Here is a 13,003-nt window from a genome sequence, read left to right as displayed (position 1 = left end):
CGCGCTCGCGGCGGTGGCCGTCGGCGTCGACGGCGCCTCGCACTGCTATGTCGGACCGCCCGCGGGCGAGGCCCGGCTGGTCGGTTCGGCGCCGGGCTACCTGAGCCTGGCCGACCTGTCGCCGGACGGCCGGCTGCTCGCCCTCGGCGGGCGCCCCGACGGGGACGACTCGGTGGTCCTCTGGCCGACGGACATCCAGCCGGACGCCCAGCACGACACCCCGGTGGACGGTCCGCTGCGGCTCGCCGGGAACCGCCGACTGCGGCTCTGGCCGATCGAGTTCAACCCGCTCGCGGTGCACGAACCGGAGCTGCTCCTGGTGGCCGAGGCGGACGAGCGGTACACCGTCGCGACCTGGCGGGCGAGCACGGGCCTGCGAAGACACCCGGGGCTCTCCTTCGACTCGCAGATCTCGGCCGGCTGGTACCAGGGGCCGCGCGGGGTGCTGATCCAGCACGAGCGGGCCGGGCGGAGCCGGCTCCTCCTCGCCGAGCTCGACCCGCCGACGGGACAGGAGGCGACGCGCGTACAGACGCACGTACAGGCACACGTACAGTCGCGCGTACAGTCGCACGCACAGCCGCGCGTACAGGAGATCAGCACCCCCGGCGGCACCATCCACGACCTGTCCTGCGCCCCGGACGGCACCCTGCACTGCGTCTGGAGCCGGGAGTCGACACCGCCCCGCCCGCTGGTCCTGCGCCCCGGCACGGCGACGGCCGACCGCCCCGACCCGGACGGCGGCGACACCTCCCGCACCCGGCGCTGGACGCCCCGGCCGTACGGGCGGATCCACAGCTTCGTCAGCACCCCGGCCGGCCCCGGCCCGTGGCCGACCCTCTTCCTGGTCCACGGCGGCCCCGCCACCCACGACCGGGACTCCTACGACCCGCGGGTGAACGCCCTGGTCGACCGCGGCTACGCGGTGGTGCGCACCAACTACCGCGGCTCCACCGGCTACGGCGCCCGCTGGCAGCACGAGTACGGCCACCGGGTCGGCCTGGCGCAGATCGAGGACCTGGCCGCCGTCCGCGCCGAGCTGGTCGCCGACGGTACGGCGCTCGCGGAGCGCACCGGCCTGTGCGGCTTCTCCTGGGGCGGCTACCTGGCCCTGCTGGCGATGGGCGCGCAGCCCGAGCTGTGGTCGCTCGGCATGGCCGCGCAGCCGATCGCGGACTACCCCGCCACGTACCGCACCACCACCCCCGCACTGCGCGAGCTCGACCGGCAGCTCTTCGGCGGCACCCCGGACGAGGTGCCCGAACGCTACCGAGCCGCCGACCCGCGGACGTACGTGCACCAGGTCCGCTCGCCCGTCCTGCTGGTCGCCTCGCGGACCGACGAGCGGTGCCCGCCCGACCAGGTCGCCGGGTACGCCGCGGACCTGCGGCGGCTGGCGGTGCCGCACGAGCTGCTCTGGGTGGACGGCGGCCACTACAGCCGCCGGACCGCCGACCACCGATCGGTGCTGGCCGCGATGGTCCGGTTCGCCGAACACGCCTGGCCGCCACCGCTCCCCCGGCCACCCCGGGGCGACCGCCCCGGGGTTCCCGCCGAGTCGATGGAAGGAGGTGAACAGCCATGAAGCGACGCAGCATCCAGAACGACCCGATCAGCACCCCGGAGCGTGACCGGGGCGCCGTGGTGGTCCAGAACTTCGCGCTCGACATCACCAAGGCCGCGCCGGTCGCGCCTGCCCTGAAGGGGCAGCCGAAGCCGAAGCCGGAAGCGAAGAAGTGACCCCCCGTCGCTCCGGGGCGCCCGCGGTGCCCCGGAGCGACACCCCGCCGACACCCCTGACCGACCGCCTGCGACCGACGGAACTGGCCACCATGCGTATCGTTCTTCTGCACATGCCCTGGGGCGCGATCGACGTGCCGTCGCTGGCGCTCGGGATCCTGCACACCACCGCCGCGCGCGCCGGCCACCAGGTCGACGTCCGGTACGCCAACCTGGACTTCGTGGACTGGGCCGCCGAGACCGCGGGTTTCGGCGCGGACGACTACCAGTACTTCTCCGAGAAGTCCTACTTCCAGGGCGCAGGCGACTGGGCGTTCGCCGGCGCGCTGTACGGCGACGACGGCGGCGACGACAACAGCACCGACAGCACCGGCTACTTCGAGTACCTGGCCGCCAACGGCGCGAGCGAGCAGGAGATCGCCCTGACCCGGGCCGTCCGCGCGATCGCCCCGGCGTTCATCGCCCGCCTGGTCGAGGAACTCGCCGCCGACCCGCCGGACCTGGTCGGCTTCACCACCACCTTCCAGCAGAACACCGCGAGCCTGGCCGCCGCGAGGCTGCTCAAGCAGCGCTGCCCGCAGGTGCGCACGGTGTTCGGCGGCGCGAACTGCGACGGTCCGCAGGGCGCCGCGCTGCACCGCAACTTCCCCTTCCTGGACTACGTGGTGCGCGGCGAGGGCGAGGCCGCCTTCCCGGCGCTCCTGGCGGGCCTCCCGGCGGGCGGCGACCTCTCCGCCGTCCCCGGGCTGTGCTGGCGCGACGGCTCCGGGACGTCGACGGCCAACGCGATGACGAGGCGCCCGCTGCCGCCCTCCGCGATCCTGGCGCCCCGCTACGACGGCTTCTTCGAGCGGCTCGACACCTCCGTCGCGGCCGGCTGGGTCGATCCCAAGCTGGTCGTCGAGGGCTCCCGGGGCTGCTGGTGGGGCGAGAAGCACCACTGCACCTTCTGCGGGCTCAACGGCTCCTCGATGGAGTTCCGCTCCAAGCCGCCGGCGGACTTCCTCGCCGAGGTGCTCGCGCTCGCCGAACGCCACCAGCTGCTGGACGTCTACGTGGTCGACAACATCCTGGACATGGGCTACTTCGACACCGTCCTGAAGTCGCTGGCCGAACTCCCGGTCGACCTGCGGCTGCACTTCGAGATCAAGGCCAACCTGCGCCGCCACCAGTTCCAACTGCTCGGCGACTCGGGCGCGGCCCAGGTGCAGCCCGGCATCGAGAACCTGAGCACCCGGGTCCTGCGGATCATGGACAAGGGGGTGACGGGCTGCCAGAACGTCCGCGCGCTGCGGGACGCGCAGAGCGCCGGGGTCTCGGTGACCTGGAACTACCTCTACGGCTTCCCGGGCGAACAGCCGGAGGACTACGAGTCGGTGATCAGCCAACTGCCCGTCCTGCACCACCTGGACCCGCCGACCGGGGCGGGGCGGATCGCGATCGAGCGGTTCAGCCCGTACTTCGACCGCCCCGAACTGGGCTTCGCGATCACCCGGCCCGCCTTCCAGTACCGCGCGACGTACCGCCTGCCGGAGAGCGAACTCAACGAACTGGCCTACGTGTTCACCGCGCCGCCGCGCGGGATCGGCGGCGGGCTCGCGGAGCGGCTGGGCGCGGCGGTGGACACCTGGCTCGCGCGGTTCCCCGACAGCCGGCTCAGCTACCGGGACGCGGGCGGACGGATCGTGCTCGTCAACACCCGTCCCGGGTACGACTGGCGGGTGGTCGAGCTGACCGATCCGGTGGAGCTCGCCGTCTTCCGGCTGCTGGTCCAGCCCCGCTCGGCCGCCGCGCTGGCCGCCAAGGTCCCCGGCGGGGCGGCGGCGGTCGAACCGGTGCTGGAGCGCTTCACCGCGCTGGGCCTGCTGTTCCACGACGGGGCCGGCTACCTCCAGGTCGCCGTCGAGTCCGACAACCAGGTGCTGATGCGGATGCGGCACCGGCACGGCCCCGCCACCGCCCTCCCCCGCACCGAGGAGGTGCCCGATGCCGTCGCGATCGGCTGAACGGAACGATGCCGCACGGGACGACGCCGGAAGGACCGGTGCTGGAAGGACCGACGCCGCCTGGCGCGCGGCCGGCCCGGAGGTCGAGCTCTGGCTCGACTACGACCCCGCCGCCCGGGAGCTGCCGGGCTTCGCCCTCGGCCGCCGCACCCTGCCTGGCCCGGCGCAGGAGGAGGTCACCGGGCTGCACCGCGCCGGGGTGCGCTGCCTGCGGCTGACCGAGCCGGTGCGGCTCTGCGCGGACGCGCCCGCGGCCTCCGCACGGGCACTGATGCTGCTGCGCGAGGCGACCGGGCAGGGGCTGGCCGTGCTCTGGCAGGCGGTCTGCACGGACGGCTGCGCCGCGCGGCGCCGGTTCCACCACCTGTACCCGCCGGAGCGGTTGACCGGCGGGCCGGAGGAGGTCGTCGCCGACTGGCGCGCCACGTACTACCCGAGCAAGTGCGTCTTCCGGCGCGGCCCCGGCTTCGTCGAGGTGCGCGACCGCCGGTTCGGGACGCTGGAGCTGTTCACCATCGACGAACCGGCCCACCTGGCGCAGGTGGACGCGCTGGCCGAGGGCGTCGAGGTCGGCCGGCTGCCGGAAGCCGTCCACCGGGACTTCGCCGAGGCCGGTCTGATCACCGAACAGGCCGGCCGCGCCTGGTTCCTGCCGATGCGGGTGCGCCGCTGGCCCTTCCCGTCGCTGACGGTGTAGCCGCGCAACCGCGTAACCGCGAGAGTTCCGAGCCCGAGGAGAGATCCATGACCACCGCGGTCGACGACGCCGCCGGGCGGATGTCCGCCTTCATCCGCGACCCCTACCCCACCCTCGCCCGGATCCGCGAGGCCGGCGCGGTCTCCGTCGTGGAGTTCGGCGAGGGCCTGCCGGTCTACCTGGTGACGCGCTACCAGGACGTCCGGGCGGCGCTGATGGACCCGCGCTTCGGGCAGGACGTCCGCCGCAGCCAGGCCATCGCGAGCGGGCGGGGCTCCGGCCTGACGCTCGGCTCCGAGGTCGTCCACATGCTCAACAGCGACCCGCCGGACCACACCCGGCTGCGCCGCCTGATCCAGGGCGTCTTCACCCGCCGGCGGGTCGACCTGATGCGGCCGATGGTCGAGCGCATCGCCGGCGGCCTGCTGGACGGGCTGCGCGGGCGGGAGACCGCCGACCTGGTGGCGGACTTCGCCTTCCCGCTGCCGATCATGGTCATCTGCGAGCTGCTGGGCTTCCCCCCGGAGGACATGCACGCCTTCCGCACCTGGTCGACGGCGATCCTCACCCAGGGCGGCGAGATGACCTTCGACCAGGCCACCGCCGAGATGAACGACTACCTCCGGGAGTTGATGACGGCCCGACGGGCCGCCCCGAGCGAGGACGTCCTGACCGACCTGGTGCGGGCCCGTGACGCCGGCGAACTCACCGAGCAGGAGGTGTTCTCGATGGTCTTCCTGCTGCTGATCGGCGGTCACGAGACCACCGTCAACCTGCTCGGCACCGCCACCCTGGCCCTGCTCCACCACCCCGACCAGCTCGCCCGGCTGCGCGCCGACCCGGCGGCGATGCCCGTCGCCATCGACGAGTTCCTGCGCTACGAGTCCCCCGTGAGCATGGCCACCCTGCGGTTCACCAACGCCGACGTGATGGTCGACGACGTGGAGATCCCGGCGGACGAACTGGTGCTGCTCTCGCTCGGCGCGGCCAACCGGGACCCGGCCCGCTTCACCGATCCCGACCGGCTGATCCTGGACCGGGGCGATCCGGGCCACCTGGCCTTCGGACAGGGCCTGCACCGGTGCCTCGGCTCCTTCCTCGGCAGGCTGGAGAGCGAGGTCGCGCTGACCGGCCTGCTGGAGCGCTTCGCGCGGATCGAGCTGGCCGCCGCGGAGGAGACCCTGCCCTGGCGCAACACGATCATGCTGCGCGGCCTGGAGTCGCTGCCGGTCTCCCTCGATGGCTAGCGGCGCGAAGGCGGACGGCGCGAGGACAGCGGGCGCTTCGGGCCTGCTGCGGTTCCGCCCCCGGTTCGGCGTCGCCCCGCTGCGCTCGCGCGGCTTCCGGCTGCTGGTGATCGGCCAGGCCACCTCGGAGTTCGGCAACGCGTTCCAGGTGGTCGCCCTGCCGCTGCTGGTCTACTCCCTCGGCGGCGGCGCCCGCCAGTTGAGCCTGGTGGTCGCCGCCTACGGCGCGGGACGGCTGGCCGCCACCCCGCTCGGCGGGATCCTCGCCGACCGGTTCGGCGCCCGGCGGGTGATGCTGACCGCCGACCTCGGCCGGCTGCTCGCCACCGCCGGGCTCTGCGCGGTCGCCGCAGGAGGGGCGGCCGCGTTCTGGCTGATCGGCGGACTCGCCCTGCTGGTCGGCCTCGGGGCGGGGGTCTTCCTGCCGGCCGCCTGGGCGATCACCCCGGCCCTGCTGCCCGCCGAGGACCTGCACGCGGGCAACGCCCTGAACAGCACGGTCACCTTCGGCGCCGGCCTGCTCGGCCCGGCGGTGGCCGGCCCGCTGGTCGCCTGGCTGAACCCGGCCACCGCCCTGGGCGTGGACGCGGCGACCTTCGCCGTGTCCACGGCGACGCTGCTGCTGATCGGTCGCGGCGGCCTCGTCGCACCGGCCCGCCCGATCTCCGAACGCGCCTCCGTACCAAGGAACTTCCGCACCCTACTGCGGGAATCGCCGCTGCTGCGCGCGGTGCTGACGGTGACGGCGATCGCGAACCTGACGGTGGGCGGCGCCACCCGGGTCGCCCTGCCGGCCCTGGCCACCCACGGCTTCTCCGCCGGCGCCGCCGGGCTGGGCCTGCTGCTCGCCGCGTTCACCGGCGGCGCGCTGGTCGGCGGCCTATTCGCGGCCGGCCTCACCGAGGTGCGCTCCCGCGGCCGCACGGCGATGCTCTCCGGCCTGGTGATGGGCGCGGCGATCGGCCTGGTGCCCTTCACCGGCCTCGTCGGCGCCGTCCTGCTGCTCTGCGTGGCGGGCGGCGCCAGCACGGTGACCAACGTCCTGGTCGTCACCGGCGTGCAGAAGAGCACCCCGCCCGCGCTGCTGGCCCGGGTCATGGCGGCCGTCACCTTCTGCGCGCTGGGGGTCTTCCCGGTCTCGGTGATCGCGGCCGGCGCGGCGGTGGACGCCTTCGGCAGCCGGTGGGTGTTCGCGACGACCGGGCTGTGCCTGATCGGCGCCTTCGGATACGCGCTGACCAGGCGCGAGATGCGCGAGCTGTAGGACTCCCGCGCCGTGTGTGCCGTTCCGCTCCAGGCGACACGCGGTGCCGCCAGCGGCAACCATTCGTACCCGGCCGGTCCTAGCGTGTGACCCACCGCAGCCCTGACGCTGCCCGAGAGAAAGGAAGCGCCCATGCCTTTCGTCACCGTCGGCCAGGAGAACTCCGCCCCCGTCGAGCTCTACTACGAGGACCACGGCTCCGGGCAGCCGGTCGTCCTCATCCACGGGTTCCCGCTGGACGGGCACTCCTGGGAACGGCAGAGCGCCGCACTGCTGGACGCCGGCCACCGGGTCGTCACCTACGACCGCCGCGGCTTCGGCCGCTCCTCCCAGCCCACCACCGGCTACGACTACGACACCTTCGCCGCCGACCTCCACACCCTGCTGGAGACCCTCGACCTGCGGGACGCCGTCCTGGTCGGCTTCTCGATGGGCACCGGGGAGGTCGCCCGCTACGTGTCCGCGTACGGCTCCGGCCGCGTCGCCAAGGTGGCCTTCCTCGGCTCGCTGGAGCCCTACCTCCTCAAGACCGACGACAACCCGGACGGCGCGGCCCCGAAGGACTTCTTCGACGGCATCGTGGCTGCTGTGAAGGCCGACCGGTACGCCTACTACACCGCCTTCTACCAGGACTTCTACAACCTCGACGAGAACCTCGGCACCCGGATCAGCGAGGAGGCCGTCCGCAACAGCTGGAACGTCGCGGCGGCCGGCGGCTGGTACGCCGCCGCCGCGGCACCCTCCACCTGGTACACCGACTTCCGCGCCGACATCCCCCGCATCGACGTGCCGGCCCTGATCCTGCACGGCACCGGCGATCGCATCCTGCCCATCGACAGCACCGCCCGCCCGTTCCACCGGGCCCTGCCCTCCGCCGAGTACGTGGAGATCGAGGGCGCACCGCACGGCCTGCTGTGGACCCACGCCGAAGAGGTCAACAAGGCGCTGCTGACCTTCCTCGCGAAGTAGCCGGATCCGTCCGGCCCCGAGGGCCCCGCACCCGCCCGTCCGGTTGCGGGGCCCTCGGGGCCGGTGCTCTCCTGCTGGTGTCGGGCCGTGCGACGGCCGCAGCCGAATCGCCCCGACGCCCCCGAGGGAAAGCCGGTGGCCCCCATGGCCGAGCGATCCACCGTCCGCACCGTGACGTACGACCTGCTGCGCACGCTCGGCCTCACCACCGTCTTCGGCAATCCGGGCTCCACCGAGGAGCCGTTCCTCCAGGACTTCCCCGCGGACTTCCACTACGTCCTGGCCCTCCAGGAGGCCTCCGCGATCACGATGGCCGACGCCTTCGCCCAGGTCACCGGCCGCCCCGCGCTGGTCAACCTGCACTCCTCGGCCGGCACCGGCAACGCCATGGGCAACCTGGTGTCGGCCTCCCACGCGCACACGCCCCTGATCGTCACCTCCGGCCAGCAGCACCGGGAACTGCTGATCGGCGAGCCGTACCTCGCCAACCGCGAGGCGACCCTGCTGCCGCTGCCCTCGGTGAAGTGGTCCTACGAACCGGCCCGCGCCCAGGACGTCCCCGAGGCCGTCATGCGCGCCTACGCGCACGCGCTCCAGCCGCCCGCCGGGCCGGTCTACCTGTCGATCCCGCTGGACGACTGGAAGCAGCCGCTGTCCGCCTTCACCCGGGTGCGGACGGTCAGCCACCGGGTGGCCCCCGACCCCGGACGGCTGCGGGCCTTCGCCGAACGCCTCTCCGCCGCCCGCCGGCCCGCACTCGTCCTCGGACCCGAGGTCGACCGCGGCGGCGGCTGGGACGCGGCCGTCGCCCTCGCCGAGAAGCTGCGCGCCACCGTCTACGGCCCCCCGCTCGCGGAGCGCACCTCCTTCCCGGAGGACCACCCGCTCTACGCCGGCCCGCTGGGCCTGTCGGTCAAGGCCGTCGGCGAACGCCTGACCGGACACGACCTGGTCGCCGTGATCGGCGCCGAGGTCTTCCGCTACTACCCGTACGTACCGGGCGACTACCTCCCCGCGGGCACCGCCCTGCTCCAGCTCACCGGCGACCCGCACGCCGCCGCCACCGCCCGGGCCGGCGACAGCCTGCTCGGCGACCCCCGGCTGGCCCTCGAAGGGCTGCTGGACCTGGTCCAGGAGGGCACGGCCCGCACCGCCCCCGACCCGATGCCCCGGCCCCGGGTCCTGTCGGCCTCCCCGACCCTCCCGCTCCCCCCGCCCGCCGTCTACGCCGCCCTGAGCCGGGTCCGCCCACCGGACGCCGTCATCGTCAACGAGTCCACCTCGACCATGGCCGAGCAGCTCGAATGGCTGCCCACCACCCGCCCCGGATCCTTCTTCTCCACGGCCAGCGGCGGCATCGGCTGGGCCGTCCCCGCCGCCGTGGGCATCGCGCTCGCCGACCGGGAGCGCGGAGTGCGCCGCCCGGTGGTCGGCCTGATCGGCGACGGCTCCTTCCAGTACTGCGTCCAGGCCCTCTACACCGCGGCCCGGCACCGCCTCCCGATCGTCTACGTGGTCATGCGCAACCACGAGTACGCGATCCTCAAGTCCTTCGCCCGACTGGAGGACACCCCCGGCGTCCCCGCACTCGACCTCCCCGGCCTCGACATCGCCTCACTCGCCCGCGGCTTCGGCTGCCACGCCGTCGACGTAGAGACGACCGAGGACCTGGAACGGGAGTTCACCACGGCCCTGACCGCCGACACCACCACCGTCATCGTCGTCCCCACCCAACCCCAACCCGCCACGCTGTAGGGGGTGCGGCCGGGCCCGGGCGGCGGGAACTCAATCAGTCGCTTGACAATCATCGCGAGCCCCTGCTTGAGTCCGGACCATGGCACGGGCAGAGAAGACGGACCAGCGCCGGGAGACCGGCCGGCGCACCCGGGACGGCCTGCTGGCCGCCGCCCTGGACCTCCTGGCGGAACGCGGCCAGGACGGCGTGAAGCTCCGCGACGTCACCGACCGCGCCGGGGCCAACGTCGCCGCGGTCAGCTACCACTTCGGTTCACTGAGGGCGCTCTGCGACGCCGCGATCGAGCAGGCGCTGGAGCGGTACCTGGACGCCCAGATCCAGGCGCTCGACCCGCTCGGCCCCGACGCGACCCTCCAGGAGCTCGCGGCGGCGTTCGCCCGGCCGATGATCAGGGCACTGGCCGCCGGCGGACCGGAACTGGCCGTGATGCGCACCGTCGCCCGGGTCGGCATCGATCCACCCCAGGGCTGGGACCGCCTGAGCGGCAAGTTCGAACGGGCCCGCCAGGACGCCGTCCGCGTCCTGGCGGCCCACCTGCCCGGTGTCGACGAGCGGGAACTCGTCTTCCGCACCCGCTGCGCCGCCGGCCTGCTGAACTGGCTCGCCCTGGCCCCCATCGGCGCCGAGCTGGCCAGCGAGCCCGCCGAACGGATCGAGCGGCAGCTGCTGCCCGTCCTGACCGGCGTGTTCCACGGGCAGCCGTACCCCGGCTGACCTGCACGGACCCCCGTCCGACCAGAACCATTCAAGCAAATGCTTGACCACTCGCCATGACGCTCCCATAATTTCAAGCAAGCATTTGATTGCTTTCATGGAAGGGGAAGTGCGATGACCACCGACGCGGAAGCCGTGGTGCGGGCCGCCTACCACGCGGCCGAGGGCCACGTCCTCGACGTACCGGGCTTCATCGACAGGTTCGCCGAGGACGGGGTGTTCAACAACGTCCTCGCGGGCGAGAGCTACCGCGGCGAACACCTCGGCGACCAGGTCGTCTTCATGGCAGCCCTGGCACCCGACATCCACCGCGAACTCCACCGGGTCCACGTCATCGGCGACGTGGTCGCCGTCGAGCTGACGATCGAGGGCACCGTCACCGGCCCCTTCGAGACGCCCGCCGGCACCGTCCGGGCGCCCGGCGCCCGACTCGGCATCCCCACCGCCGACTTCTGGTACGTCGAGAACGGGAAGGTCAAGGAGTTCAACTGCTACGTCGGGCTCAGCGTCATGCTCGCCCAACTCGGCGTGCACCCCGACTTCGCCGCCGCCGTCGCCTCCTCGGCGGCCCCACCGTCCTGACCGCCCGGGCCCGGCCCCCGATCCGTCAGGCTTCCGCCCTCACGAACCGCCGCTCCCCAGCATCAGGTCCGTCCCGCCCAGGAAGGTCAGCCCGGCCGCGTCGCTCAACTCGTCGGGGAGGCAGGTGAGGGCGAGCTGCAGCGCCTGCAACGAGTCGACGCCGAAGATCGCCGTCACGCGGTCGGCGATGCCGGGGTGCCCGGTGATCCGGTACGGGCAGTACCAGTCCGGCCCCTCCGGGTCGCGGGACGGCGCCCCGACCTCCACCAGCACCGGCACCCTCGTCCCGTCCGGAGCGGTGAAGACCAGCTCACGGCTGGCCACGGCCCGACCAAGTTCGTACTCAGTGCTCACCGCCGCAGTACACCACACGACGTACCACCGGGTGATCGACGGCAGGTCCCCCGCGCGGCCGGGCGCCGGCCCTCGTCCCGATGATCCTCGGGTCCGCTCCGGGCGGCGGAGGAGCGGAAGGGCGCCGCTCGGCGCGGACTCCCGCCGGATGGTGCCGAAGCGCGGTCTCGCCCGCTCCGGGGCGGGCGGTGGCGGCCTGCTGCTGGTAGACGGCCATGTGGGCCGAGAGCCCCGTCGCGCGGGCGCCGCCGACGGTCTCGCGCAGCAGGACCAGGCGGCGCGGTCCGGGCGGCACCCTGGCCGCGGCCAGCGCGGACAGGGCGGTGCGGACGGCCTCCCGGAGGGTGGCCCAGGCCGCGTCCTGCTGCTGCGGCCAGGCCGTGTCGGGCACCTGGAGCATTCGCGCCGCGCACCCGAGGTGGCGCCGTGCGTCCCACTCCGCCACCTCCCGGGGGTGGCCGCCGGACGCGGGGCGGGAGGCGAGCGAGATCATGCCGACCGTCCCCTTCGGCGGGCGGCGACCAGGAACGAGTGCAGCGGCCCGGCCAGTTCCCCGGCGCGGGTGAAGGAGTGGTAGCGGGCGTCCACCAGCGGGGCCAGGTCCTGCAGGAGGGTCGTCCTGATCGGGCAGGAGGCGTGGACGGCGAAGAAGACGGGCAGCCGGGGCCCGGCGTGGACGTTGTAGGCCACCTCGTAGGCGCCGGACTCGCTCAGCTCGGTGCGCACCACCAGCATCGCGTGGGCGCTGTCGAGCAGGCCCAGCCGCCAGGCGCGGAACGCCGCAGGCGTGAACGCCAGGCCGGTCTCCTCGGTGAAGGCTTCCTTGAACGTCCCCGCGTGCTGGGCGGCGGGGTAGGGCAGCAGGGTCACCGGGCCGCTCGCCACCCCTGGGTCGGTGGCCAGGTCGACCACGCTCTGCACCACGTCCCGGTCGCCCGGGCCGGAACGGGTCAACGGCTGGCGGACGAACAGGCGCAGCGGCCCCGCTCGGGGCGTGGTCGTCGGCGTCGCGGCCAGGGAGGAGGAGGCGGTCAGGGAAGGGGAGGAGGTTGGGAGGGGAGGCATCACGATCACCCCATAGTGGTTTACCTTTCCGAAATCTGTCCGTAATCTCAAGGTTACCCAATGAGGTGTCCGGCCGGTGCTCCGCACGCCTCCGCCCCGGCCTCCCCGGCGGGCGCCGATCGAGGAGCCGCCTTAGCATTCCGGTGGAGCAGGGGGCCGTCCCCAGGAGATCCCGAGGAGCTTCGCGATGAGTACGCACCTTGACCCTGCTCATGACCGCCACTCCCGGTCGCTGCGGGTGCGCTGCCACCTGTGGCCGCACGGGCAGGCCGCCCGGCGGCATCCGCACCCGCCGACGGTCCACGGCGTGGCCGCCCACCTGGCGGAGGCGGCGGCGGCGCTGCACAGCCTCGGCGAGGACGACGACCAGGAGCGCACCGCGATCCTGCGGACCGCGCGCCAGGCGACCGACACCGCGCTCGGCGTGCTCACCGCCCTGGGCGCCGCCCCCGGCCCCCACCGACTGGAGCTGCTGCGCGACTCGGTCCGCGCCGCGCACGGCACGGTGGAGTCCGGGAAGACGGCGATCCACCGGAGCACCGGCACCCGGCTCGGCTGAGTCCGCCACCGATGCCGGCCGGTTTCAGTGCGGGCGACACCGCCTTCGTG

At 73.7% G+C, this 13,003-nt stretch carries 14 protein-coding genes; 11 read left to right on the top strand and 3 right to left on the bottom strand.

The window, feature by feature from the left end:
- From AE652_RS12260 to AE652_RS12220, 10 genes are all read left to right on the top strand, one after another.
- Positions 1-1,585 (top strand): S9 family peptidase (locus AE652_RS12260; RefSeq protein ID WP_159028434.1); only part of this gene is annotated, 1,585 nt, incomplete at its 5' end.
- Positions 1,582-1,740 carry a hypothetical protein gene (locus AE652_RS47355; protein ID WP_181970410.1) on the top strand — a complete coding sequence of 53 codons (159 nt, stop codon included), beginning with the start codon at positions 1,582-1,584 and terminating at the stop codon, positions 1,738-1,740. The genes AE652_RS12260 and AE652_RS47355, both read left to right, overlap by 4 nt.
- 92 nt (positions 1,741-1,832) lie before the next feature.
- The gene (locus tag AE652_RS12255) at positions 1,833-3,746 is read left to right on the top strand and encodes a RiPP maturation radical SAM C-methyltransferase (protein WP_049651329.1); all 1,914 of its coding nucleotides are present in this window, start codon (positions 1,833-1,835) and stop codon (positions 3,744-3,746) included.
- Positions 3,727-4,443: a DUF5825 family protein gene (locus tag AE652_RS12250; RefSeq protein ID WP_199823081.1), complete on the top strand. Its 717-nt coding sequence runs from the start codon at positions 3,727-3,729 to the stop codon at positions 4,441-4,443. Before AE652_RS12255 ends, AE652_RS12250 begins: the two co-directional genes overlap by 20 nt.
- A 47-nt stretch (positions 4,444-4,490) precedes the next feature.
- Positions 4,491-5,690 (top strand): cytochrome P450, encoded by a 1,200-nt coding sequence (locus tag AE652_RS12245; protein ID WP_049651326.1) that lies wholly within the window; start codon positions 4,491-4,493, stop codon positions 5,688-5,690.
- Positions 5,683-6,954: an MFS transporter gene (locus AE652_RS12240; protein ID WP_049651325.1), complete on the top strand. Its 1,272-nt coding sequence runs from the start codon at positions 5,683-5,685 to the stop codon at positions 6,952-6,954. Before AE652_RS12245 ends, AE652_RS12240 begins: the two co-directional genes overlap by 8 nt.
- A gap of 132 nt (positions 6,955-7,086) precedes the next feature.
- Positions 7,087-7,923, top strand: a complete 837-nt coding sequence (locus AE652_RS12235; protein WP_049651324.1) for an alpha/beta fold hydrolase — start codon at positions 7,087-7,089, stop codon at positions 7,921-7,923.
- A gap of 144 nt (positions 7,924-8,067) precedes the next feature.
- The gene (gene mdlC / locus AE652_RS12230; protein ID WP_049651323.1) at positions 8,068-9,678 is read left to right on the top strand and encodes a benzoylformate decarboxylase; all 1,611 of its coding nucleotides are present in this window, start codon (positions 8,068-8,070) and stop codon (positions 9,676-9,678) included.
- 79 nt (positions 9,679-9,757) lie between these two features.
- Entirely contained in the window at positions 9,758-10,393 is a 636-nt protein-coding gene (locus AE652_RS12225; RefSeq protein ID WP_082345675.1) for a TetR/AcrR family transcriptional regulator, read from the top strand.
- Positions 10,394-10,507: 114 nt separating this feature from the next.
- Complete coding sequence (locus tag AE652_RS12220) at positions 10,508-10,975, top strand: nuclear transport factor 2 family protein (RefSeq protein ID WP_049651322.1); 468 nt, start codon at positions 10,508-10,510, stop codon at positions 10,973-10,975.
- A 39-nt stretch (positions 10,976-11,014) separates the two neighbouring features.
- On the opposite strand, the gene AE652_RS12215 is transcribed toward AE652_RS12220, so the two are convergent.
- From AE652_RS12215 to AE652_RS12205, 3 genes are read right to left on the bottom strand one after another with little or no spacing between them, the layout of a single operon-like run.
- Positions 11,015-11,329 (bottom strand): hypothetical protein, encoded by a 315-nt coding sequence (locus AE652_RS12215; RefSeq protein ID WP_159028433.1) that lies wholly within the window; start codon positions 11,327-11,329, stop codon positions 11,015-11,017.
- Positions 11,319-11,822, bottom strand: coding sequence for a hypothetical protein (locus AE652_RS12210; protein ID WP_049651320.1), 504 nt, complete (start codon positions 11,820-11,822; stop codon positions 11,319-11,321). Before AE652_RS12210 ends, AE652_RS12215 begins: the two co-directional genes overlap by 11 nt.
- Positions 11,819-12,394: a hypothetical protein gene (locus tag AE652_RS12205; protein WP_159028432.1), complete on the bottom strand. Its 576-nt coding sequence runs from the start codon at positions 12,392-12,394 to the stop codon at positions 11,819-11,821. Before AE652_RS12205 ends, AE652_RS12210 begins: the two co-directional genes overlap by 4 nt.
- A 187-nt stretch (positions 12,395-12,581) precedes the next feature.
- Between AE652_RS12205 and AE652_RS12200 the strand changes: the two genes are divergently transcribed.
- The gene (locus AE652_RS12200; RefSeq protein WP_159028431.1) at positions 12,582-12,953 is read left to right on the top strand and encodes a hypothetical protein; all 372 of its coding nucleotides are present in this window, start codon (positions 12,582-12,584) and stop codon (positions 12,951-12,953) included.
- Positions 12,954-13,003: the final 50 nt, after the last annotated feature.

The sequence above is a fragment of the Kitasatospora sp. MY 5-36 genome (assembly GCF_001182915.1).
Lineage (GTDB): Bacteria > Actinomycetota > Actinomycetes > Streptomycetales > Streptomycetaceae > Kitasatospora.
Note: the sequence above shows the minus strand (reverse complement) of the source record. Positions and strands in the feature narration are given on the sequence as shown.